This window comes from Betaproteobacteria bacterium, assembly GCA_016720925.1.
In the GTDB taxonomy this organism is placed as follows: Bacteria; Pseudomonadota; Gammaproteobacteria; order Burkholderiales; family Usitatibacteraceae; genus UKL13-2.
The window spans coordinates 321591-346139 of sequence record JADKJR010000004.1 but is presented as its reverse complement, the minus strand read 5'-3'; the positions used below and the strand labels follow the sequence as shown (position 1 = coordinate 346139).

Annotated in this window: 14 protein-coding genes; 3 read left to right on the top strand and 11 right to left on the bottom strand. The window is 58.5% G+C overall.

Translation table 11 applies throughout. The annotated features are described in order from the left end of the window. Positions 1 to 67: 67 nt before the first annotated feature. The 6 genes from IPP88_07830 to IPP88_07805 all read right to left on the bottom strand — a co-directional run bounded on the left by IPP88_07830 (position 68) and on the right by IPP88_07805 (position 13412). The gene (locus IPP88_07830) at positions 68 to 1543 is read right to left on the bottom strand and encodes a choice-of-anchor D domain-containing protein (GenBank protein ID MBL0122635.1); all 1476 of its coding nucleotides are present in this window, start codon (positions 1541 to 1543) and stop codon (positions 68 to 70) included. After that, positions 1471 to 5757, bottom strand: coding sequence for a choice-of-anchor D domain-containing protein (locus tag IPP88_07825; GenBank protein MBL0122634.1), 4287 nt, complete (start codon positions 5755 to 5757; stop codon positions 1471 to 1473). The genes IPP88_07830 and IPP88_07825 overlap by 73 nt, the downstream gene beginning before the upstream one ends. A gap of 232 nt (positions 5758 to 5989) precedes the next feature. Then, positions 5990 to 8341 carry a choice-of-anchor D domain-containing protein gene (locus IPP88_07820; protein ID MBL0122633.1) on the bottom strand — a complete coding sequence of 784 codons (2352 nt, stop codon included), beginning with the start codon at positions 8339 to 8341 and terminating at the stop codon, positions 5990 to 5992. Continuing rightward, entirely contained in the window at positions 8256 to 9449 is a 1194-nt protein-coding gene (locus IPP88_07815) for a choice-of-anchor D domain-containing protein (protein MBL0122632.1), read from the bottom strand. The genes IPP88_07820 and IPP88_07815 overlap by 86 nt, the downstream gene beginning before the upstream one ends. Before the next feature lie 180 nt (positions 9450 to 9629). Further along, entirely contained in the window at positions 9630 to 11951 is a 2322-nt protein-coding gene (locus IPP88_07810) for a FecR domain-containing protein (GenBank protein ID MBL0122631.1), read from the bottom strand. Positions 11952 to 11996: 45 nt separating this feature from the next. After that, positions 11997 to 13412, bottom strand: a complete 1416-nt coding sequence (locus IPP88_07805; protein MBL0122630.1) for a tetratricopeptide repeat protein — start codon at positions 13410 to 13412, stop codon at positions 11997 to 11999. Between the two features lie 355 nt (positions 13413 to 13767). Between IPP88_07805 and IPP88_07800 the strand changes: the two genes are divergently transcribed. Next, positions 13768 to 14559, top strand: coding sequence for an enoyl-CoA hydratase (locus IPP88_07800; GenBank protein ID MBL0122629.1), 792 nt, complete (start codon positions 13768 to 13770; stop codon positions 14557 to 14559). 5 nt (positions 14560 to 14564) lie between these two features. Here the strand turns inward: IPP88_07800 and IPP88_07795 are convergent, their stop codons facing one another. Next, positions 14565 to 16145 carry an NAD(P)/FAD-dependent oxidoreductase gene (locus IPP88_07795; protein MBL0122628.1) on the bottom strand — a complete coding sequence of 527 codons (1581 nt, stop codon included), beginning with the start codon at positions 16143 to 16145 and terminating at the stop codon, positions 14565 to 14567. A gap of 23 nt (positions 16146 to 16168) precedes the next feature. On the opposite strand from IPP88_07795, the gene IPP88_07790 reads away from it, so the two are divergent. Further along, positions 16169 to 17140: a patatin-like phospholipase family protein gene (locus IPP88_07790; protein ID MBL0122627.1), complete on the top strand. Its 972-nt coding sequence runs from the start codon at positions 16169 to 16171 to the stop codon at positions 17138 to 17140. A gap of 120 nt (positions 17141 to 17260) precedes the next feature. Here IPP88_07790 and IPP88_07785 read toward each other — a convergent pair whose 3' ends face one another. The 4 genes from IPP88_07785 to IPP88_07770 form a co-directional block, all read right to left on the bottom strand. Then, positions 17261 to 17554, bottom strand: coding sequence for a thioesterase (locus IPP88_07785; GenBank protein ID MBL0122626.1), 294 nt, complete (start codon positions 17552 to 17554; stop codon positions 17261 to 17263). Positions 17555 to 17709: 155 nt separating this feature from the next. Continuing rightward, on the bottom strand, positions 17710 to 19902 hold the full coding sequence (locus tag IPP88_07780) for a caspase family protein (GenBank protein MBL0122625.1): 2193 nt from the start codon (positions 19900 to 19902) through the stop codon (positions 17710 to 17712). 135 nt (positions 19903 to 20037) lie between these two features. Beyond that, positions 20038 to 20886, bottom strand: coding sequence for a hypothetical protein (locus tag IPP88_07775; GenBank protein MBL0122624.1), 849 nt, complete (start codon positions 20884 to 20886; stop codon positions 20038 to 20040). 32 nt (positions 20887 to 20918) lie between these two features. Further along, a complete protein-coding gene (locus IPP88_07770; protein ID MBL0122623.1) occupies positions 20919 to 22781 on the bottom strand; it encodes an adenylate/guanylate cyclase domain-containing protein in 1863 nt (620 codons plus the stop codon). Between the two features lie 114 nt (positions 22782 to 22895). Between IPP88_07770 and IPP88_07765 the strand changes: the two genes are divergently transcribed. After that, the gene (locus IPP88_07765) at positions 22896 to 24530 is read left to right on the top strand and encodes a GMC family oxidoreductase N-terminal domain-containing protein (GenBank protein MBL0122622.1); all 1635 of its coding nucleotides are present in this window, start codon (positions 22896 to 22898) and stop codon (positions 24528 to 24530) included. The last annotated feature ends 19 nt before the right edge of the window (positions 24531 to 24549 follow it).

Below are 24549 nucleotides of genomic sequence, written 5' to 3'. Positions count from 1 at the left end.
ATGCCTGAAGGTACTTCATCGTCCGCAGTTTCGTGATGCGCGCGAACCAAGGTCTGCGAATCCACAACTACCCTCCGCAAGCCGTTAAGTACAATCTCGACTGTGCCTGACTGAACCACCGGCAGCCGGTGCCCGACAGCAGGATCCGCTGCGGACTGCCCGGCGCGTTCGTCGCGAGCACCAGCTCACCCGTCCGGTTGCCGATCCCCAATGGACTGAACAGGACATTGACCAGGCAATTCGCGCCACTGGCCAGACTGGCTGGACAACTGTTCATCTGGATGAAATCACCCGCAGCGTAGAGATTCTGGATGTTGAGCGGCAAGCCGCCGGTGTTTTTGATGGTCACCACCTGGCTGGCCGTCGCACCGCCCAAAATGGCATTGCCAAAACCAATGGCCGTCACGGGCATGTCGACAATCGGGCCCGGCGCCAGAATGCCGTTGCCGGTCAGGTTGACTGTCGTGGTCGGCTGGCCAAATGCATCCGATGCAATGGTCAGTTGTGCGGTCTTGCTGCCGACGCTGGACGGCGTAAAGATAATATTGGTCACGCAGCTCGCTCCGGGCGCGATGGCGGTGCAGGAGCCACTGGTCGCGAAGCTGCGCGCGTCCGTGCCGCCGATGGTGCCAAAGAGATTCAGGGTCGCGCTGCCCGTGCTGAATATCGTCAGCGCCTGCGTGGCGCTGGTGCCGACAATCTGGTCACCGAAGGCCAGGCTGCTGGCGACACTGATCGCCGGTGACGCGGCCGGGACGCCGCTGCCGGTGATATTCACGATATCCGGCGAGCTGCCGGCATTGGTGGCGATGTTGATCTGGGCGGCCGCGGCACCGAGTGCTGTCGGGGTGAAGATCACGCTGATGTAGCACGTGGTCAGCGGCGCGACGCTGGCGTTGCAATCAGGACTGGGGCTGCCCGGAACGACGCGGGTAAAGGCGCCGCTGCCGGTCTTGGTGATGCTGCTGATCACCAGTGTGGCGAACCCGGAATTGGTGACCGCGATGCTTTGCACCGCCGATGAGGTGTTGATGGGTTGATTGGCAAAATTGAGCGTGGTGGCACTGAGGTTCACGCCGGGTACGGGGACGGCGCTGCCGGTTCCCGACAGGGCGATGGTGTGCGGACTGCCGGGGGCATTGCTGGTGATGGTGATGCTGCCGCTCAGAGCCGCGACCGTCAGCGGGGTGAAGGTGATGTCGATGCTGCAGGTGCCGCTTGGCGCCAGCGGCGGGGTCAGGATCGGGCAGGTGGTGGTGAAGCCGAAATCACCACTGCCAGTGATGCCGGATATGTTCAAGCCGGCCGTGCCGCTGTTGGTGAGCGTGACGCTGCTGACCGGGCTGGTGGTGTTGATGGTGCGGGCACCGAAGGCAACCGTCGGCGGCGCGAGGGTCACGGCCGGGGTTGGCGCGGCGGTCACGGTCAGCGTGGCACTGCTGGTATTGGTGTTGGCCCCGGCCCCGGCCGTCAGTGCGCCGGGATTGATGGTTGCGGTGTAGGTGCCGGGGTGGCGCTTTGCACGGTGATGTCGATGGTGCAACTGCCCGATGCCGGTACAAAGCCCATGCCGAACGAATACACGCCGCCGCCTACGCTGCCAAACGTGCCGCAGGTATTTGTCGCTGGTGCCGTCGCTGTCAGGCCCGCAGGGATGTTGACGCTGCCGCTTGAGATGAACGCCGAGCTCACATCGGTATTGCTCAGCGTCAGCGTCATCAGCGCGTTCACACCGGGCAATACGCTCGCGGGAGCAAAGCTCACCGACATCGACGGTGTTGCCGCGGCAGCAATTGTGATGCTGAGCCCCTGGCTTCCGGTGCCGCTGGCATTGGTTGCGCTGACTGTCGCGGCAAAGGTACCGGCGGCAGATGGTGTGCCTGCAATCTGGCCAGTGCCGGCATTGACGCCGAGCCCCGCCGGTAAACCTGTCGCGCCGAAACTCACCGGCGTATTTGTCGCAAGTATCTGGTATGTAAAGGCAGTGCCGACCGTGCCGCTCGCCGTCGCGGCACTGGTAACTATCGGTGCCGGCACCGCTGTCACCGTCAGTGTGGCGCTGCTGGTATTGCTGCTCGTGCCCGCTCCCGTAACGAGCGCATTGGCGGGGATATTCACCACGTAGCTGCCCGTGACCGTACTATTGACCGGCACACTGAAGGTGCAGTTGCCCAACGCGGGAATGGTGCCGGTCGAGAATGAAAAAACCGATACTGATTGGCTGGGCGCCGCGCCGCAGGTGTTGGTGCCAATGGCCGCAAAATTCAAGTTCGTCGGGATGGTCACGGCTCCGCTGCTGATAAGCGCGGGTCCCGCCGACGGATTGGCCAGCGTGATCAGCATCGTTGCATTTGCCCCGGTCGTGACACTGGCCGGCGCGAAGCTCACCGTCATCGTTGGTGTTGCCGCCGCGAGCCCGGTGCCGGTGAGTGCAATCAGTGTCGGTGTGGTTGGCGCGTTGGAGTTGATGGTGATGGTGCCGGACAAGGCGCCGGTCGCGTTAGGCGCAAAGATAAGATTCAGTACGCACGTCCCACCGGGGGCGATATTGATCGGCGAACCGGTATTGGGTGCACCGCCAGCGACCGAACCGAATCCACACCAGTGTGCCGCATTCGGGGCGGGGCCACTGGTGGTGTCGGGAAAAATGCTCGCATTGTTATGGGTAATGCTGTTGAGCGAGAGTGTCGCGCCACCGCTATTGGTGATGGTGATGCTTTGCAATGCACTTGATGCACCGACGGTGGTGTTCGGGAAACTGGTGGTGCCGGTAATGGTGATAACCGGCCCCGCCGCCGCCGTTGCCGTTCCTGTAAATGCAACACCAATACTCCTGAACGAACCGGACGGTTCGACGGCCAAGTAGTTCAGACCCGCAGCCTTGACGCCAAGAGTTGCCTGCGGCGTAAAGCGTGCCTGCAAGGTGCAATTCGCGCCCGCCGCAACAAATTGCTTGGTGCAGCCATCGGTCAGCAAATTGAAATCGGCCGGATCCGTTCCGCCGATACCGCCCAGATCCTGGAACTGGACCGTGGCGCCGCCGGCCGGACTCGCAAACGTGACGACTTGTGGCGACGATATCGACCCGACGGCGGTCGACAGGAAGTTTACCGTCGGTGGCGTCACAGTGGGAAATGCGATTGATGCAATTCCGGTACCGCTGATGGGCGCTGACAGATTTCCCGCGGAGGTCACCAGCGAGAAGTTACCCGTATATGAAATCTGGGCGGACGGTGTGAAGTTAAAAATGAAATCACATTGCCCATTGGCAGGAATGGTTCCGCTGATACAGTTGGGTACCTGGTTTACCCCAACACTGAATTCCGTCGCACCGGTGAGCGTGGGCGGCGTAAATGTGATGGGGGCTGCCGTGGAGTTAGTCGCTGACACGAACAGCGCACGCGTCCAGTTCAATGGCGTGGGCGCCAGCACGATGGGATTCGCCGAAAGTGAAACTGCCGGTGCCGCGACCAGGAAGCCTGGTGACAATTCGGAGGTTGCTCCAGCAACCTGTGTGTACATGGTTAACGTGGCGGGGAATATCAGGTCATTTGCCGATATGCTGACGGTATGAGTGCCACTGAAACCCGGCGCCGCGCCTATGGAGCCGGATGTACCGCCCAGAAACTGTATGCACTGATCCTGTGGGCCGGGCGGATTGTTCGCGCAGGAGTAAACATTAAAGCTGGTGCTCAGCGTGGTATCGAGCGTGTAGTCGATAACCAGGTTGTTGCCGACAATGTTGGCACTTGTGATGACCGGATAGTTCAACAAGCCATTCGGACCAGCATCGCTATCGAGGGGGTCATTGGCAGTCGGCCCATCGTCGCCGAGATCCACGCCAATGCTGGTGTTGCCAAAAATGGAATTGGCGACAATATCGATACCAGAGCCAGCTGCGACGACGACACCTTTTGTGTTGTACGCAATGGTGTTTACATCGACAATGGCGCTGGTACTGCCATTGAACAAGATTCCGTACGCATTGGGGCCAGGTGTGAGAGCGCTACCGACTCCGACATAATTTCCCTGAACATGAACGCCCGGCACAACCGACCGAATACCTGCCAGCGTCGCATGGACAAATACGTTACGTTCCGCAAAAGTGCCGCCTCCGATCAAGACATTGCTGCCGCCATCGTGCGACACGCCCACCGCACCCTGAAAGAAATAGTTGCCGTTGATTTTCGCGTTGGCGCCATTGGCCAGCACACGAATACCTGTGTCCCAGTTGGTGAAGTTGATGCCCTTCACTTCCGTGTTTGCCGCATCGATGGTGATTCCATTGCAGCCTGAGCAGGTCGCGCCGTCCAGCGTGAGCGGCAACACGGCATTCCAGTCCGACGAGGAATTGGCCTGGGAACCAGCCTGGGAATAGCCTTCAATTTGCAGGCCCGGACACCCACTGATGGCGGGTAATGGCGACGCGGGCTGCACCGTGGTATCTCCCGTTCCGAGGAAGAAATCAATCCGGTACGGGGCATTAATGCAGCCGCTCAGGGATTCAGCATTGAACCGTGTGATCGCGTTGCGCAAAGAAGGCAGCGTCGTTGAAATATCGTCGGTGCTGCCAATCACCCAGACTGTTTCGATGGCCCGTAGGGAAACTTTGGTGGCACTGATCAGTTCCGCATATCGGCGCGGCGCATCGAAGACGATCAGTTCGGTACCGCCATTGAATCCACCGGAGACCGATCCGGCCGTCAAAACATCCAGCACGGTACCGACCGGTGGCGCGAATGTGCCGATGGCACCGCGCCCAATGTTGCCTGCCAGGAGGACGCTGCCGGACACGATGATCTGATCGACGCTGACCAACGAGGCAAGATCGAATTCCATGGAACCGTACTGCGTGGGTGTTATTTGTTGCTGCTCGTAATTGCCATTGATGGTGATCGTGCCGATAGTGCCCGCCCCACCTGGCCGGAGGGTTGCACCGCTGTTGACGAGTGTCCCGAGCGAAAACGTGGGGTTGCCATCGACGAATCCGGCGGCCAGTGTAAGCGTCTGTCCGGCGGCGAGAATCGCGCCATTGCCGGCGATGAACGCTTGCGTCCCTGTTTGTGTAAACGCTGCCGCATTGTTTAGCGTCACGGCAGCCCCGGGATTGGCGAAGAAGCCGCCCTGATTGAGGAAGGCTCCTGAAATTGTGATCGGCGAGACTGCTGAAAATGCGGCGGCAGGTCCATTTTCAAATACACCGCCACCGATCATGGTGAGCGAGGTACTTGGATTGAATACTCCCCCGTTGATGATCTTCGCACCAGCACCGGTGACAGTGATGGTGTCGGCGAGCATGGTCGTTAGCGGCGCGGTCAACACCAACTGGCTGTTATCGACAGTAAGTGGGCCGTTCGCCGCAGGTATGGTCAACGTGCTGGTGAAAACCGCCGTGAGGTTCTGGAATGTATAGGCGCCCGATCCCCAGGCAATCGTGCCGGCCGCGACGACATTCAGCGTGGTATTGGCAATACCCGCGCCTTGAATTACCGCTGCGCCAAGATACACGTCGCCGACACTGAACGATCCTGCCGGCAGGATGGCAGTCTTGCCTACCACTTCAGCGCGATCCGCAGTACCTGGTGTGTTCGCAGGCAAGCCATTTCCACCCGTGCAGTTTGCCCAGTTCGCCGGCAGATCCCATTGACCCGATGCTGGAATGAACTGGCAAACCACGGCGTGCGACACGGCAGAGAAGCCTGTCAGCACAGATGCGGCGAACAGTCGGAACAGCAGTTTGTGCAGGCGATTTTTCATGTAGCTGATTCCGGCATTATGGGATCGAACCTCTTCAACCCCGGACCCAAACGCAAACGTAAAACTCAAGCATTGGCGAGCCTTTTGGAGGCTTTTCGGCCTGAAAACCGCACCAACGCTGGTGTTCCACCAAATTACCAATGCTGACATGCGAACAGACTTGCATTGACGCTACTGCCACACCGGCAAATTCGACTGGCAGACGGTACGGCAGCTTTTCCCACCCTAATATCTATTGCCCGCATGCGGTGAGGTAGTACCGGCTCTGTGCCTGACTGAACCACCGGCACCCGGTGCCCGACAGCAGTATCCGTTGCGGACTGCCCGGCGCGTTCGTCACGAGCACCAGTTCACCCGTCCGGTTGCCGATGCCCAACGGACTGAACAGGACATTGACCAGACAATTCGCGCCACTGGCCAGACTGACCGGACAACTGTTCATCTGGATGAAGTCTCCCGCGGCGTAGATATTCTGGATATTGAGGGGCAAGCCGCCGGTGTTTTTGATGGTCACCACCTGGCTGGCCGTCGCACCGCCCAAAATGGCATTGCCAAAACCAATGGCCGTCACGGGCATGTCGACAATTGGCCCCGGCGCCAGAATGCCGTTGCCGGTCAGGTTGACTGTCGTGGTCGGCTGGCCAAATGCATCCGATACAATGGTCAGTTGTGCGGTCTTGCTGCCGACGCTGGACGGCGTAAAGATAATATTGGTCACGCAGTTCGCTCCGGGCGCGATGGCGGTGCAGGAGCCACTGGTCGCGAAACTGCGCGCGTCCGTGCCGCCGATGGTGCCAAAGAGATTCAGGGTCGCGCTGCCGGTGCTGAAGATGGTCAACGCCTGCGTGGCGCTGGTGCCGACAATCTGGTCACCGAAGGCCAGGCTGCTGGCGACACTGATCGCCGGTGACGCGGCCGGGACGCCGCTGCCGGTGAGGTTTACAAGATGCGGCGAGCCGGTGGCATTGGTGGCGATGTTGATCTGGGCGGCCGCGGCACCGAGTGCTGTCGGGGTGAAGATCACGCTGATGTAGCACGTGGTCAGCGGCGCGACGCTGGCGTTGCAATCAGGACTGGGGCTGCCCGGAACGACGCGGGTAAAGGCGCCGCTGCCGGTCTTGGTGATGCTGCTGATCACCAGTGTGGCGAACCCGGAATTGGTGACCGCGATGCTTTGGACCGCCGTTGCGGTGTTGATGGGTTGATTACCAAGGTTCAGGTTGGTCGTGCTCAGGGTGACGGCAGGAACAGGTACGGCGCTGCCGGTTCCCGACAGGGCGATGGTGTGCGGACTGCCGGGGGCATTGCTGGTGATGGTGATGCTGCCGCTCAGAGCCGCGACCGTCAGCGGGGTGAAGGTGATGTCGATGCCGCAGGTGCCGGTTGGCGCCAGCGGCGGGGTCAGGATCGGGCAGGTGGTGGTGAAGCCGAAATCACCACTGCCAGTGATGCTGGATATGTTCAAGCCGGCCGTGCCGCTGTTGGTGAGCGTGACGCTGCTGACCGGACTGGTGGTGTTGATGGTGCGGGCACCGAAGGCAACCGTCGGCGGCGCGAGGGTCACGGCCGGAGTCGGCGCGGCGGTCACGGTCAGCGCGGCACTGCTGGTGTTGGTGTTGGCCCCGGCCCCGGCCGTCAGTGCGCCGGGATTGATGGTCGCGGTGTAGGTGCCGGGGGTGGCGCTTTGCACGGTGATGTCGATGGTGCAACTGCCCGATGCCGGTACAAAGCCCATGCCGAACGAATACACGCCGCCGCCTACGCTGCCAAATGTGCCGCAGGTATTTGTCGCTGGTGCCGTCGCTGTCAGGCCCGCAGGGATGTTGACGCTGCCGCTTGAGATGAACGCCGAGCTCACATCGGTATTGCTCAGCGTCAGCGTCATCAGCGCGTTCACACCGGGCAATACGCTCGCGGGAGCAAAGCTCACCGACATCGACGGTGGCGGCGCGGCAGCGATGGTAATCGTGACCGTCTGCGTGGCATTGGGCAACACGCCATTAGCTGCCTGCACCGTGAACGTAAATGACCCCGCGGCGGTGGGCGTGCCGCTGAACAAGCCCGTCGGGCTCGGCGTAACGCCAGGTGGCAAAGTGCCTGTGGCGATACTCCATGTAATCGGTGCTGTTCCCGTCGCGGTGAAGGTATACGCGTAGGGCACACCGACCACACCATTTGGCGGCGTGCTAACGGGGATCACTGGCGCAGTACCCGTGCCTGTACCGGTGACGGTAATCGTGTCCGTGCCGGGTGTCGCATTGGAGTTGATGGTGATGGTGCCGGTCAGCGGGCCGATCGCATTGGGCGCAAAAATGAGATTCAGCGCGCAAGAGCCGCCCGGGGCAATATTGATTGGCGAGCCGGTATTGGGTGCGCCACCGGCGACCGAACCAAATCCGCACCAATGTACCAAGCTCGGTGGCGGTCCGCCGGTGGTATCAGGGAAGATGCTTGCATTGCTATGTGTGATGCTGTTAAGCGTGAGTATTGCGCCACCGCTATTGGTGATCGTGATGGTTTGTAATGCGCTCGATGACCCCAGGTTTGTATTCGGGAAGGTGGTCACACCTGAGATGGTAACCACCGGGATCGCAACGCCGATGCCGGACAATGAAACTGATTGCGAATAAGGTGGATCGGTGCCCAGCCCTGCCAGGAATCCTATCGTGGTTGATCCACCGGATGCTCCCACTCCTGCGGGAGTGAACGTAACCGTGACGCCACAGCTGGCCCCTGCGGCAAGCGTGAGACCGATTCCACGGCCCCCCCCCCCCCAAGCGCAGGTAGGTCGACGGAAACGCCGTCCCATTCGATGTATTGGTGAATGAAAAACTCTGTGTGACGGGTCCGACGGGCACGTTGCCAAACGAAATGGATGGCGGCGTGAGCGTTGACGGTGGCACAAAACCGAGACCCGAACTCGCTATGGACTGGGTGTAAGGCGGATTTGCACCGAGCCCCGTCAGGAATCCAATGGTAGTGGTGCCATTGGACGCCCCAGCTCCTCCGATCTGAAATGTCACCGTCCCGCCGCAGCTCGCGCCGGGAGCAAGAACCAGACCTACCGCGCAAGGATTGCCGCCGCTGCCAGCTGCCGTAAAACCCAGCCCCGTGGTGGTAAAACTGGTGATGGTATACGGCGTTGAGTACGGTGGCGTCGTGTTGGAGTCATTGGTAAACGTGAAGTTTTGCGAAGTCGCGAGCGTCAAGGGCACGTTGCCAAAGCTGAGCGATGGCGGGGAATATGACGACGGCAACAGAAATCCCGTGCCGTTGGACGCCTGCGTCAAAGGCGTCTGCGGTACGCCGACGAGGTCGTATGCCACCGTTGTGGTGTTGTTATACGCACCCGTGCCTGTCGGCGTAAACGTCAGCGCATAGGTACAGCTCACGCCGGAATTCAGCACTGCTCCAACATTGCACGGCGTGCCCCCCGAACCCACAGCAACAAAGCGCGCATCCGACGTCGAGAGCGCCGTAATGGTGACGGATTGAAAGGTCGAATTGTTGCTGAACGTGCCAGTCTGCGTGACGGGCACGGTCAGCGGGACATTGCCAAAGCTGATCGTCGCCGGCGCGATCACCTGCTGTGCGAATGCGAGCGGGGCAATCGCGACAAGAACAAGCGCCGTGAGCGCACACCACAAAATGCGGGCAATCGATGCATCCTTTTGAGTCGAATGAAACCTCATCATTATTCCTTGCGTATTCAGTCCGCCGCAATCGGGCAAGTTACTCTCATACCAAACTCAAGCACTGAAGCGGCTCACAGCGGCATTTCGGCCTGTAACCCTCGCCAATGCTGGCGTTTCATACTGCTGTCAAGCACACGCGGTGAACATTGCACTGGTTCGAAGTCACGATTCACGCACTCACCTGCCCCTCTTCGCAAATGCAATCGCACCCGCATTGCCACCAAGGTTGTACATCACCCCTGCGCCGCTGCCAGTGCGCCCGGTGAAGAATCCATCCAGACTGCCGGTCGGCAGGGCTGGTGTACAGTTTGGCGCGCAAGTGATCGTCAGCAGCGACGGTCGTGGCACGCCGGCTATGCTGCCGCCACCATACGCAGAGAAATATTGGTCGCGATAGATCGGCACGCCAGTAGCCGCGCCATTCCAGGTCTGGCCGTTGATGCCGATGTTGACGGACGTATCCACCGTTCGCGCGCTGAAATTGGCGGCAAGGGTCGCGGCATTCATCGTTCCGGTGTGTCCCGCGCCATCGGTCGGACGCGTGGAGCCGACCACGTCATACACCGCCGTGCCTGTCAGCGGCAACGATACAGGGCCGTTTTGCGTCGGACTGAAGATGTAGTGAAGGCTGCTATTCGTCAGATTGGCGCTCTGACCGCCAATGGTTGCCGCGCCACCGGACCAACGACCCCAAACCAGACCGGTTGTTGGATCGAATCCGTTGTCCACAATGGTGGACGTGCCTTGTGCATAGTTCACGTGCCCGACAAGGTGATTCCCTGCGACATATGGCGCCGTGAACGCCGTGACCCGTCCCTGATCGCCTACCGAAACTTCCTCTGGGCGATTGGTGGTTGCATAACTACGGATATAGCTCGCACCACTCAATGCGCCATTGGGATCGGAGACCAGGCCGTCACGATATTGCGCGGCGGCGTTTTGCGAAGGCCCCTGGAATGCCACAACCCCGCTGACGCTCTGAAACCCAGCTGAGCCGCTGCCGGTTTGATCGACGAATCCATAACCCACCAGCGCGCCATTCAATGTGGAACCGACAAAACTACCGTCGATAGTGCCGCTTAACCCGCTGTTGCTCGCCGAACTTTGCCCCGTACCGTTGGTGACGGTCAAGCCGCCACCACCGGTAAACGCAATGAATGAATTCAGCGCGAAAGGCACATTTGTCGCCTGCAGGGTCCAATTGCCACCGTTGGTGCCGCCCGCTGTTGGCATGGTGATGCCAAGTGTTGCGTTCAGGGTACGTGAAGTGAAATTGACGTCGAGGATGGTATTCACAAGTTGGCCGGTCGTGCCCAACTGGTTGGTTGGCGTGGTCGCTCCGACGCGCGTATAGGAGACGGTGCCGGTAAGGACATCGGACAAATACGCGGGAAATCCAGTGCCGCCATAGCCCCAATGTATTCCGCCCGCGCCAACATAACCGTTGCCGCCGCTGAACGCGAGGCTGCTCACGCCGGTCCAGCGTCCAAGTACGATGGTCATGCCACCGTCGATAATGATGGTCTGCAAATCGGCAACGTTGCCGCCCTTGATATCGATTGAGGTACCGCTCTGTGCCCCCGCATAGGCGCTGTAAGCACGCAGGGCGCCCGCATCGAGGCGGATTTGTTCAGGTGCGGCCTGATCGGAAAACGCCGTACCATTTGATGCAATCACAATGTTCTGCAGATTGATGGGATCCGTTCCGGCATTCACATTAGTATCGGGAAAACCAAGGCCGTTGCCGCCAACGATGGCCGCGCCGCTACCGGGGAAACTACCCACTCCACGCGATTGTCCGTCGTCGCCTGTCGTACCGGGCGCGCTGTCGGTATCGCCCGAACCCACCATGGTCTTGCCGGCATCCAGCATGAACAGTGGCGTCGGGATGAACTTCGGCGCCTGCCCCCTGATGACCTGAACAGTCTGGTTGGGATGTGTGAACACCGGCGGAAAATTGCCTTCGTTAGCGGTGATGCTGTGTTCGCCCTCGATGGTGTGATTCGTGGTCGTGGAGTCGTCGTCCGACTGATTGAGAACGTTGCCCGATCCGCGAATGCCCACCGTGGCAACGGCGGTACGCATTTTGTAGTTGTCCTTGTTTGACGTAAGCGCGCTCGTAAAGGCCCGCAATGTGCCACGTAGCAGATTGAGTAGCGAAGTGGGAGGTTGCGACTCTCCACGTGACGAATAGGTTTCGACGCGCAAACGTGAGTTCGACCGAAGGGACAGGCGCGCTTCGTCGACCATTGTCAACTGTGCCATTCCATCGGCATAAGTGATGATGGTGTCACCCCGATTCACTTCCGTTCCCGGCTTCGCCAAAACGGGAACAGAGCTGCCGGGCGATTGCACCTCTACCCTGCCGATCACAAAGGTAAACCGTCCACTCTCTGCCGACGCACCGGACGCTCCCGAAAGCGATGCGATAGCCAAGACCATTACCGCCAGCGCGATAGGGCGCACCGGGTGGGTTCTGAGGAATCTGGATACTTGCATGTTTGAAACTCCCATATTCGTGCTCATCGGGCGTGGGCTAAAAAATCACATGAATTCGCAGCGGATGTTCGACGACATCTCGTTGCGTGTGTAGTCGTAGATGGCGATGTTGGAATCGTTGCGAGAACCAAACCATTGTGCGCGCAATGCGCACTTCGGCTGGAAGCGCCAATTCACACCCAGCGTGATATCGGTGAGCTGGTCGCGGCCAAACTCAACTTGCGTCGCGCGTGCAAATGCACTCTGATCGCGGCGCGTGGTGAAACCGAGGCCGTTGAACAGCGACAATTTTTCCGACAGTGAATACTGGTAATAACTGCGCAATCCACCGACGTGCTTGGATTTATCCGATACCCCATCAGCCAGCTTGCGCACTGCCTCGTCCCGACTGTAATACCCGCTGACCTGCATCACCGGCATTCCACTACCGGTAAACTGTCTTTGCCACCCGGCAGAAACCGCCACCGCATCAAAATCCTCTATGTCGTTCTGCGGAAATCTCACGCGCGACCCACTCAGACCAACATTCAACTGCTGTTGTTCGGACAATGCATAGCGGTAGTCGCCGCCGAGCGTGGTCATTTTGCGATCGTTGGTCGGCATCGGGTCGCCGGGTGCGTCGCCCTTCTGCTTGAACTGGCTGTAACCGGCGCTGACCTTTACTCCATGAACACCGCTATTCCAGGCAACGCCTCCGCGCACATCGCCCAACACGGAATTGAATGCGCCTTCATGGCGATAGGCCCGGCCGCGCGCTTCCGCGCCCAGCACCCCGGACCAGGTTGCGTTGAATGGTTGAACGTAATCCACGGCGGCGGCCGCGCCCATATATGCCGCCTTGCGCTTGATCGAGTTACCGGTCGGGTCGATGCCGGGAATATTGAAAGCAGATACCACGGCAGCGGTGAAATCCGAGGGCACGCCAGTGATGTTGCTGTCATAGCCCAGCGACAGTTCGCCGTAGCCATAGATGGCGCGCTTGCCTTGTGCGCGCCGCTGTGCGATTGCCTGCAAATACTGGTCGATGGTTGCCCGCGCCAGTGGCGGTGGATTTTTTCGTTGCAACTGCCGAAATGTCGCTTCGGCCAGATCCATTGATCCCGCCAGGAAATAGGCCTTCCCCAAATACATCGAGGCCTCGGCGTTACTCGGCTTGGCAGCCAGCACGCGCTCCAGGGCAATAATAGAGTCCTCGATCTTGCTGCTGCCGAGCGCTGCCACGCCGAGCAAGTAGTCGAACTTGCGGTCGTCGGCATAATGCTTCTGCTCGTCAAAGAGAATCTTGTAAGCCTGCTTGGGGTTTTCGGCGTCCAGCAATTGCTGCGCATCCATGAGGAGCTTGGGATTGCCCGCAGCCAGTGCGGCCAATGAAAAGGCAGCACTCAATGCAACGCCAAGCAAGGGAATCTGGCGCCTCACCAACTGCGGAGACCATCCACGCAAAATGAATTTTCTTATCATGGGCATAACCGTCGAGATGCGCCACCGTCGCGAACACACAACCGCAAAGGCGGACGTTGTTAAACCGCGTCAAGATTGTTTCCTTTGTTTTTGATTTCAAAGGAAAAGTCTATTTTTAAATTCTAGCAGCACATATTATTCGCTTGACCAGCACTTGTAAACTCCCCGTGGCCCCCCTTTGGACGACATGTGCTCGCGTGTTTGCCAGATGCTACGCGCCGGCTACGACGCCGGCAGTGTCATAACGCACATTTGGGTAATTTTGTGTGTGCTCCACCTACGTGCCTCACCCTGCAACAGGTTTCCCGCAGGTGGGGTATCATTTCCACAGACAATCTCGCGCCGGACAACAGCCATGGACATATTAGATTCAATCGATAACCCCATGATTAATATTACAATTAATGATGGAATTGCAATCCTTACGCTCAATCGGCCAAAGCAATACAACGCCCTGTCCTCTGCCCTGCTGGCAGCCCTGCATGCGGCGCTGGATCAAATCAAAGGGGACGAAAACGTGCGCGTACTCGTCATCGCCGCGAACGGCAGCGCTTTTTGTGCGGGGCACGATTTGAAAGAGATGAAGGCCGCCGGGGACGAGACTTTCGTACGGCAACTTTTCCAGCAATGCTCGGCCATGATGCTCAAGATTGCCCATCTGCCGGTGCCGGTGATTGCTGAAGTCCAAGGCATGGCGACGGCGGCAGGATGCCAGTTGGTCGCCCAATGCGATCTGGCGGTCGCGGCGGAACACGCCAAATTCGCGGTCTCAGGCGTGAATCTCGGATTGTTCTGCTCGACTCCCGCTGTGCCGCTGTCGCGAACCATCTCGCGCAAGCGCGCAGCGGAAATGCTGATGACGGGTGAATTCATCGATGCCGCCACCGCACTCGCCTGGGGACTGGTGAATCGGGTGGTCACGGCAGAGGCTTTGAGGGCAGAGACGTTGAAGCTCGCGGAAAACCTCAAAGCCAAGCCGCGCGACGCGTTGGCGATGGGTAAGGCATTGCTTTACCGGCAAATGGAAACAGGCATTGAAGCCGCGTACCAGGATGCAGGGGCGACGATTTCATGCAATTTCATGCAGCCGAACGCGCAAGAAGGCGTGGCGGCATTTCTGGAAAAGCGCAAACCCGACTGGAAGTAGAACAACTACCTGTCCCTGATGATTTCCCGCGCCGCATTGTGCCCGGGTACGCCGGTGACACCGCCACCGGGATGTGTGCCTGCCCCGCACTGATAGAGACTCTTGATCGGTGTCCGGTAATTTCCATATCCCAGAATTGGCCGCGCGCTGAACAACTGATCCAGCGATAACGTGCCATGAAAAATATCGCCGCCAATCAGTCCAAAAGTGCGCTCCATATCCAGTGGCGAATAAATCTGCCGCGCGATGATACTGGCTTTGAAATTCGGCGCGAATTGCGTAACCGTATCAACCATCAGATCGGCAACTTCATCACGGTGGTCATCCCAGTTGCGACCATCAGGAAGTGCTGGCGAAACATGCTGGCAAAACAGACTCGCGACATGCTGGCCTTTTGGCGCGAGCGAATCGTCCACCGTACTCGGAATGAGAATTTCCACAATGGGTTTCCTTGACCACCCAAATGTCTTTGCGTCAAAGAACGCCCGCTCCATGTAATTGAGCGATGGCGCCATGATAATGCCCGAGGAAAGATGCGGTCCCGGCTCCGGCAAACAACTGAATCGCGGCAATTCCGACAATGCCACATTCATGCGGAATGTTCCCGACCCCGATTTGTACGCGGCAATGCGCTGGGCAAATTCGGCCGGCACATCCTTCGGCGGAATCAGCGACTGGAATAGCAACTTCGGATGCAGGTTCGAGACCACGCATTTCGCTGCAATGCGGGTACCATCTCCGAGCACCACGCCGCTGGCTTTGCCATCGACCACTTCCACGCGCGCCACCGGTGCGTCCACCGAGATTTCAACCCCGCGCGCAATCGCCTCCTTTGCCATCGCCTGCGTGATCGCACCCATGCCGCCGATCGCGTGGCCCCAAATGCCGGGCTTGCCGTTTACCTCGCCGAACACATGGTGCAAAAGCACGTACGCGGAACCTGGCGTGTACGGTGATGCAAAATTGCCGACGACGCTATCAAATCCAAAACAGGCCTTGATCGGCCCGGACTCGAAATACTGATCAAGCACATCACCCGCGCTTTTCGTAAAAAGGTCGAGTACGTCGCGTCGCGCCGTCATGTCGAGCAACTTGAAACGCTTGCCCACTTTCCAGGCCCGCAACACGTCGGCAATCCCGCCGCCCACATTCGGCGGTGTTTCCAGCAGCAAGTCTTTCAATACCGCTGCAACCCGATCGAGCATCGCGTAGTACTCAGGCAGGCGATCCGCATCGCGCCGTGAAAACCGCGCCACTTCGGCCTGCGTGGCCGCCAGCCCGCCTCCAACCTTGATGTACTCGCGATCGCCCAATGGCAAAAAATTTGAAAATGGCCGCTCGACGATCCTCAATCCGTGTTGCGCCAGATTCAAATCGTGGATGATCAGGGGATTCAGCAAACTCACGGTGTAGCTCGCCGACGAATTGCGGAATCCGGGATGAAACTCTTCGGTCACCACCGCGCCGCCGACAATGGAACGGCGTTCCAGCACCCGCACTTTCAATCCTTTTTTGGCGAGATAGCAGGCGCAAACGAGTCCGTTGTGACCGCCGCCGATGATGACGGCGTCGTATTGGTTACTGATGGATGGCATGGTAGATTCTGGTCATGAAAAAATTGTTTGCCACTATGCGTGCAATCGGCCTCACGTGCAAGCAGGGCGATTGCATTCGTGCAGGTGTCCTCGCGTCGTTGCTCGCGGGTTGCGTTGGTGGCATCGCGGAATACAACGGACCTGACGCGCCGACCTTTGAACCCTACGACGCTGCGGAACGGCCGCGCGTTGCGCTGGTTCTTGGTGCTGGAGGACCGCGCGGCTTCGCGCATATCGGCGTCCTCAAAGTGCTCGAGGAAAACGGCATCGAAGCCGACTTGGTCGTGGGCGCAAGTGTGGGCGCGATGATCGGCGCGCTCTATGCCGATCACATGCCAGCCGCCGCGATCGAGCAGATCGCACTCGACCTTGACCCCAAGCGATTCATTGGCATCTCAACGAGAGGCTTGGCGGGCGACGGCGGCGCCATTGAGGCATTTATCAATGAACGCACCGGTCGCAAGCCACTCGAGGGATTCAGACGAAAGCTGGCGGTGACGGCATCAATTCTCGGCAACAACACGCTGACCATATTCAATCGTGGCAACACCGCCGCCGCGGTACGCGCATCAAGCGCGACACCGGGGCAATTTGCGCCGGTGCGAATCCGCAGCGTGGAATATCACGATGGCGACGAGGCAGAACCTGTTCCGATCCGCGTTGCGCGCGAACTCGGCGCACGGATGGTGATTGCCGTGGACGTGTCGGCATATGTGCATGCCATTCCAACGCAGGCGCCTGCAAACTGGGCGACGCGAGACCGTGCACGCGCGGCAAAAGTCGCGAACCAGGCGGTATACGCGGACGTGCTGATTCACCCCGATCTGGGTTATTACGCGGGTATCAGCGAAGAATATCGGCGAATGTGCATCCAGCGCGGCGAAGCGGCTGCGCGTGCCGCGCTACCGAAAATTCGCGAGGTGCTTTCGCGGCAACAAAGCGAGCTCGTTGCAGCGCATGTCCCGCATATTCAGCACAAACCCTAGCACGGACGGGCCTTTCGGGCCATTATTCGCCTGCGAACCCCGCCAATGCTAGAGTTACGGCGTTAGGCACGACAATTTTTCGGAAATTGCCTGCGATCAGTAATCGGGCGGCGCCGGGAATCAGCGCCTGATCAGCGCAGTCTTTTCCTGTACCCGCAGATCAAATTTGGTGACATTCACCACCACGCGCTCGTGCGTGCCCTCGCCGATGACGTCACGTTCATCTTCAGCTTTGAGGCGAAATTTAATGGTGCGACCTTCAACCGACATGACTTCAGCAGTCGCGGTCACACGCATGCCGACAGGGGTAGCGGCAATATGGGATACATCCAGATGGGTGCCGAGACTTTGATGCCCTGCAGGAAGCAAATGCTCGCACGCGGCCAAGGCAGCGGCTTCAAACAGATTGATCATGACTGGCGTGGCGAGAACGTGAATCTGGCCGGAGCCGATGCGTGGCGCGGTATGTTCGTCGCCCACGATGATGGTCACCGTCCCGGTGGTCCCTGCGACAATGCCCAGATTAATACTCACAGGCAGCCGATTGACACAGATGGCACTTGCACTAGTCAGCCTTCGGGAAAAGTCGTTTCGCCATTGACAATGACGGCTTTGCGCTTGCTGCCGTCACTCTGGATCATCAGCCCTTTTGCACGTTTGAACCCGCCTTCAAAGGTTCCCTCGAACATTGATCCATTGTTGTAAAAAAATTTACCGTCACCGTTGAGAAGTCCGTTCACATAGCTGCCCTCCGAGCGTTGCCCGTCGGAGTGAAAGTATTTGCCCTTACCGGTCAGCAGGCCATTCTGGATTTGGCCGACATAACGGTCGCCATTGGCAAATTCGTACGTCCCGGCACCGTGCGCAACATTGTCAATAAACGGCGCAAGAATCTTGTCACCGCTCTTGCTGACGTAGACGCCGTTGCCCGCCATTTTCCCCGCCGCCATGCTGCCCTCGAACCTGTCGCCGCTGGCGAAAATGTACACACCTTGTCCGTGCGGTTTGCCATCAGCAAACATGCCTTCGTATTTGTCACCACTCTTTGTGACCAGAACGCCCTTGCCTGCCATGATCGCATTCAAGACATCCCCTTCGTAGACATCGCCGCTCGCAAACTCCCATTTACCCTTGCCTGAGACTTGGTCATTGGCGAATTCCCCATCAAACTTGTCGCCATTTGCCCAGATGTAGACGCCTTTCCCCTGCTTTTTTCCGTCACGAAATTCGCCTTCATACCGGAATGCATTGGAAATGTACTCGCCCCTCCCATGCAACGTCTGATTCTTCTCCTGATCTTCTTTATACCCCCCGACATATCGTGCACCGTCGGCAAATTCCAGCGCGCCCGACAGTATTTTCGGAAAAGCCGGTGGGGGTGGCAGTGACGTTTTCTGCTCGGGCGAAAGTACTGCCACGTGATTGGCCGCTGGCGCAGTCGTGGATGCGGGTATTGATGCCGCGGCCGCAGGGAGGGACATCCCCGGCGCAGCCGGTTTTGACTCCATCCCGCGCACTTCGCTGGTCTGAATTGCCGGCGCGGCGCTTGCCAGCCGAATGGGCTGTGAATCAACGGCATTCGCTGTGTTGAAAGCAGACGACGCGGGTGCAGCAGCAGGTACCGCAGCGGGCGAAGCAGAAGTTGTGACGATGGTTTGCGGCGCCGTCAACTTCACCGGCGCAGCGGACGACTCCATGGGCCTTGTCGAAACTTCTGGAGCTTTATCTGCAACGATTACCCGTTGCGCAACTGCCTCCGTGCGGGAAGACGGCGCGATGGCAACTTGTTGCAGGGATCTTTCCTGCTTGATGTTCTCAATGCGATTGCGCGCCAGGGTCGCAAATATCCCGGTCCGAAACTGCGAAAGATACGCTTCGTAGTCTTCGACCTTGCGGCTGTCTTTCACGCTGGACCAGAACTCCTTGTCTACCAACGCATTGGTATCGCCCGAAATCCCACCGTTACTCACGCTTGCCAGGTTCGCGCCGGCAAACAGGAAAGCCCCGCGTGGCGACGCCGTCGACTGGTTTTCCGGATTTTGCCGGCTGTTACTCTCCTGGGCGACGTTGGAGCCGACGTTGGCGAACACGGTGCTTTCGGTCTGCCCCGGAATGCGAATCTCCCTGACAAGGTGCTTGGTATAGAGGCCATTCTCGCCGTCGCCGTCCAACGCAATGGCGCCGGCTGCCGCCGCATAGGAAATCGTCGTGCCCGGTGGCACACGGGCGCTCTTGGCAAGGCCGCTGGCGACGCTCAGATTGCGAAACGGGTTGCTGCGACAGGCATCGAGAATGATGAACTTATGACGAACCTTGGCCTCTTCCATGCTATCGAGTATCTGATTCACCTCGAGCGCGAAATAGGCGATTTCCTGCTCGGCGGTCAGCTTGGCATCGATCGGGATCAAGTAGTTCTTGTTGCTGTATTGAATTCCATGTCCGGCATAGTAAAAGACCGCCGCGGACGCACCATCCATCTGCTTGGCAAACTGCACGGCGGCCGCGCGCATGGTCTGTATATCGGCATTCGGCTTGAACAACACCTTGAATCCGAGGTCCTGCAGCACCTTTTGCATGGCGCGGGCATCGTTGACGGCGTTTTTCAGTGGCTCGTTAATATAGCTGTCGTTACCGATGACCAGCGCGACACGATCATCGTAAGCATATGCCGAAACGGACGCCAAACAGGCGAGCGCAAACGTCAGGCGCCATCCTGATCGGTACAAACGAGGAACAACGAATTTCAGAAGCAAAGCGCGCATAAACAACTATTTTCTTTTCCCAATTATTGCCCAAAAGACAACACCGAGCCATCTAAAAAGCGTCCTAAGCCGTTTGCAGAATGCAAAACGGCGCGCCGACCCCGTCGGAACGCCGTTTTCGCGAGCGCGGACAGCCTACCTGGCGAGTGCGGCAAGTTCCGGCAGATCGGGCCTGTCTTTGGCAAGCCTCCCCCAAACCTCACTGGCATCCTGATCGGCGCCGACTTCTTTCAATGTCAGCCCATAAAGCAACCAATCAGAAAAAGCTGCCTTTTCATCTGGCTTGCGTTTCTGCGCCAAATCAATTGCACTCGTAGGCAAAGTCTTGAAACTCGTCATGCCGATGTAGGTCGCCCCGGACTTGACCGCCCAGCTATATTCCAGATCAGGCTGCAACTTGATGTTGCCCGGAAGGTTGACATTCATCGAGCCGGCTTTGGCTTTGTAGAGCGGCTTTGCGCTACCGCTTGCCTTGAGTTCAAACTCGAACGGTCCCTTCGCGTTCGCGGAAGTCCAGCGAAACGCCGGCTGAAGCGTGGCGACATTGGTATCGCGCGGATACAGCAATCGTTCGGCAGGCATCGAAACTTCAGCCTTGGCGGATCCAAGGCTACGCATGCGGATCGAGGCGCTTGAAGCCTGCGAGGCCTGCGCGACAACCTGTGAAGACACTTTCCACTTTGTTTCGCGCACCGTTGGCGGCGCTCCGATCTTGGCGGTCACCTCATCATCACCCACCAGGAAATCGCCCGGGCCCTTGAGGACGTATTCCTTGCCAGAAAGCAAATACATCACACCCACCGCGCATTCCCTGACGCAATTGATGCGCGCGCCTTTCTTGATCTCCGCCATCAGCGACGCCTTGCCCGCGTCCAGTCCGGCTTCACCTTTGACGTCGGTGATAAACGCAATGCCGGTTTGCGCCTGCACAGAAAGCGCCGCCGCGGATATGGCGACTGCGGAAAATAGAAACCTTGCTCTCATCATCGTCTCCCGAAAATACATTACCGATGCCACTAACGCGCGTCTGCCACGGGCGGAATACCCGCCTTTGTTACTAATCCTTTGGTACTTACCCCCCAAAGGCGCATGGGGCTGTGCCCCCGAATCGTCTGCTCGCCAAAATCGGTCAGCTCAAAAGCATCGCCCAACTTATCCTTCAAGGCGCCCGTCAACACAATCTGTGCACCCAGCCGTTTGGTTAAACCTTCCACCCGCGACGCCACATTGACCGCGTCGCCAATGGCCGAATAGTTGTGCCGTTCCGTCGAGCCAATGTTGCCAACCACGACTTTTCCATAGTTTATGCCGATTCCAATCTTCAAGTCCGGCAATCCCTCCGCGGCAAATTCCTCGTTCAATTTTGTCAACGCCTCCACCATATCCAGCGCACAATTGACGGCGTTGATGCAGGGATTGCCGACGCTGCGCGGGGCACCAAACAACACCATCATGCCATCGCCCATGAACTTATCCATCGTGCCGTCATAGCGGTGTACGCAAGCCACCATGCGATCGAAATAGCGTGTCAGCAAGTCGGTGACCGTCTCTGGAGATAGCGTTTCCGACAGCCCGGTGAAACCTCGTATATCGCTGAAAAGCACACATATTTCCGCCGTTTTTGCCGAAACACCCGTCGACAGGTTGCCCGCCAGAATTTCCTGTAGCACCGCCGGAGAAACGCTTCCCTTTAGCGACTGCTTCAGGTGATTCTTGTCCAGCAACGTCTGCATTCCATCCGCTGCCGCGCCAACTGCCACCGCAATCCACAACAATACGAGGAATGTTAGGGCGGGAATGAGGATGTGCGCTGTGATCAAGATCACTGAAATGGAAAAAAACAGGGGGGGCGCGATCACCACGGCAAGAAAGTAAGTGCGGCGATTGGACGGCACAAACACGAATCCGAGCAATAACACGTAAATCAATGTCTGCCAAAGCAACGAAATAGGCTGCAGCAGTCCATCACCCAACATACTACGCAGCGTCTGAAAGTGCACCACGATTCCCGGCTGCTTCAGTATCAACTCCCCTTTTGTGTCGCGCTCCCAAGGCGATAGAGGAACAGGTAGCGCCCAGCGGTCCTGCGATTTGGCAACATAGCCAATGAGCACGACCCGGCCGGCAAATCTTCGTGTCAACTCGCCAACGTCGCCACTTTCCAGCCAGCCAATCACTTGTTGCATCGGTACATAGTTGATTTCGCCACCCACCGAAAAATCGATGTAGCCTGTTCCAGGTTCCTTGCCTAGCAGTCGTGCGATATAGGCCGCGAACGGCGGAAGCGAACCTTCCTTGATAATTTCGCGCTCGGCAAAACGCCGCGCAGTACTATCGCGGTCTTCCAGAACCCGATCTATGGCAAAGGATTCGTCACCGAGCTGCCCGAGGTAGGCCGGATGAATCGGCGCCAGGTTTCCGGCGCGATCAAACGTGTGAACTACCACCAGCGGCAGCGCACTCTTGAGCGCATGCAGACTGCGCAAAAGGGCAAGATCGCCGCCAGGCAAATACTTATTGAACGATCGGGACGGCATCTGAATATCGATGCCGACCAGGACAGGCTTGGCGATGACCAGCGCATCGAGCGTCTTGGCAAAATGCCGGTGCCACAACGCCAGCGGTTCCTCGAACATATCCTCGGCCGCCTCATCGATACCGATCAATACTGGCTCCACCTTGGCGTCGCGCGGGTAAAACTTGCGCATGAAATTCATTTGCTGATCGAAGGCAATCCGTTCCAGCACGCCCAGGATTGACTGATCCTTTGTCGGGACCCGCAACAGGAAAGTGAACAGCAGGATCGCTATCGAAAGCAGCAACACGCTACGTGGTAGCGGAGTACCCCACCATTTCGTCAGCTTTCCAAACAGGTCCAAATTGCGTCCTCCAGCTTTGTGTCAGCGATGCGTATCAAGCATCCTGATTTTCCGTACGTTGCGGTTTGTGGCACTATTCTAACGGCACAATACCAAGAAAACCCTCAAATTGCCATGACCAAATCCTTCGGGATTTTTGATTACGTCATCGTCGGCGCCGGCACGGCAGGCTGCGTGATCGCCAATCGTCTTTCAGCCGATCCCGAGGTGCGCGTGCTGCTGCTGGAAGCGGGCGGCAAGGACGACTGGATCTGGATTCATATTCCCGTTGGCTACCTCTTCTGTATCGGCAATCCACGCACCGACTGGTGCTATCGCACCGAACCTTGCGACGGCCTGAACGGACGGTCCATCCTCTACGCCCGCGGCAAGGTGCTGGGCGGGTGCTCGTCAATCAATGCCATGCTGTACCTGCGCGGACAAGCGCGCGACTATGATGCGTGGGCAGCGCTGGGCAATCCCGGATGGTCGTGGAACGATGTGTTTCCGGTTTTCAAACGCACCGAAGATCATTACGGCGGCGGCAGCGACATTCATGGCGCCGGTGGTGAATGGCGGGTAGAAGAGCAGCGCCTCGACTGGAAAATTCTCAATGCGTGGCGCGACGCGGCCGAGCAATGCGGCATCCCCAAGATCGCGGATTTCAATGGCGGCGATAACTTCGGTTCCGCCCGATTCCAGGTCAATCAGCGCACCGGCGTTCGATGGAGTGCGTCCAAGGCATTTCTGCGGCCGGTGATGCAACGGCCTAATCTGACCGTACTCACCGATGTGCTGGTGAAGAAAATCATCCTCAACACGCGAGATGGTGTGCGACGTGCGCATGGGGTCGAATTCGTGCAGGGAAATGAAGAGTTCGTCGCCGATGCGCAATGCGAGACCATTCTCGCCTCCGGCGCCATCAATTCACCGCAGTTGTTGCAGCTTTCTGGCGTCGGGCCCGGCAATCTGCTGCAACGGCATGGCATTGATATCCGCCACGATTTGCCCGGTGTCGGTGAAAACCTGCAGGATCATCTGCAACTGCGCATGGCATTCAAGGTTCATGGTGTGCCAACGCTCAATGAGCAGGCCAATAGCTGGTTCGGCAAGGCGCGCATGGGACTGCAATACGCGTTGTTTCGCACCGGCCCATTGACCATGGCGCCTTCGCAACTCGGTGCATTTGCGAAATCGGATCCGGCGATGACGTCAGCCAATATTGAGTTTCATGTGCAACCGTTGTCGCTCGATAAATTTGGCGATCCGCCGCATCCCTTTCCTGCGTTTACGTCAAGCATTTGCAATTTGCGTCCCGACAGTCGCGGCTATGTGCGCATCCAGAGCGCGGATGCCCGCCAGTACCCGGTGATTCAGCCCAACTATCTTTCGACCGACAGCGATCGCCGTGTCGCTATTGATTCGCTGCGACTGACGCGGCGGATTGCCGCCGCCCCCGCACTCGGCAAGTATCGTCCGCAAGAATTCCTGCCCGGACCGTCATATGAAAGCGATGAAGCGATGGTGAGCGCCGCCGGCAATATCGGCACGACCATTTTTCACCCGGTGGGTACCTGCAAAATGGGGCCGTCGAGCGACGCCATGGCCGTAGTTGATGCGCGTTTGCGCGTGCATGGCATCGAGCAACTGCGTGTCGTTGATGCCTCAATCATGCCGTCAATCACCTCCGGAAACACCAACTCACCCGTCGTAATGATCGCCGAGCATGCGAGCGATATGATTCGCCAGGATCGCAAGCAAGGTGCGTAAGGAGGGCTGTGAGGCCATT

What these genes read in the sequence shown, in the direction of transcription:
- IPP88_07825 (MBL0122634.1), bottom strand. Translation starts at nt 5,757, where the DNA reads ATGAAAAATCGCCTGCACAAACTGCTGTTCCGACTGTTCGCCGCATCT.
- IPP88_07815 (MBL0122632.1), bottom strand. Translation starts at nt 9,449, where the DNA reads ATGAGGTTTCATTCGACTCAAAAGGATGCATCGATTGCCCGCATTTTG.
- IPP88_07810 (MBL0122631.1), bottom strand. Translation starts at nt 11,951, where the DNA reads ATGCAAGTATCCAGATTCCTCAGAACCCACCCGGTGCGCCCTATCGCG.
- IPP88_07805 (MBL0122630.1), bottom strand. Translation starts at nt 13,412, where the DNA reads ATGATAAGAAAATTCATTTTGCGTGGATGGTCTCCGCAGTTGGTGAGG.
- IPP88_07800 (MBL0122629.1), top strand. Translation starts at nt 13,768, where the DNA reads ATGGACATATTAGATTCAATCGATAACCCCATGATTAATATTACAATT.
- IPP88_07790 (MBL0122627.1), top strand. Translation starts at nt 16,169, where the DNA reads ATGAAAAAATTGTTTGCCACTATGCGTGCAATCGGCCTCACGTGCAAG.
- IPP88_07785 (MBL0122626.1), bottom strand. Translation starts at nt 17,554, where the DNA reads ATGATCAATCTGTTTGAAGCCGCTGCCTTGGCCGCGTGCGAGCATTTG.
- IPP88_07780 (MBL0122625.1), bottom strand. Translation starts at nt 19,902, where the DNA reads ATGCGCGCTTTGCTTCTGAAATTCGTTGTTCCTCGTTTGTACCGATCA.
- IPP88_07775 (MBL0122624.1), bottom strand. Translation starts at nt 20,886, where the DNA reads ATGAGAGCAAGGTTTCTATTTTCCGCAGTCGCCATATCCGCGGCGGCG.
- IPP88_07765 (MBL0122622.1), top strand. Translation starts at nt 22,896, where the DNA reads ATGACCAAATCCTTCGGGATTTTTGATTACGTCATCGTCGGCGCCGGC.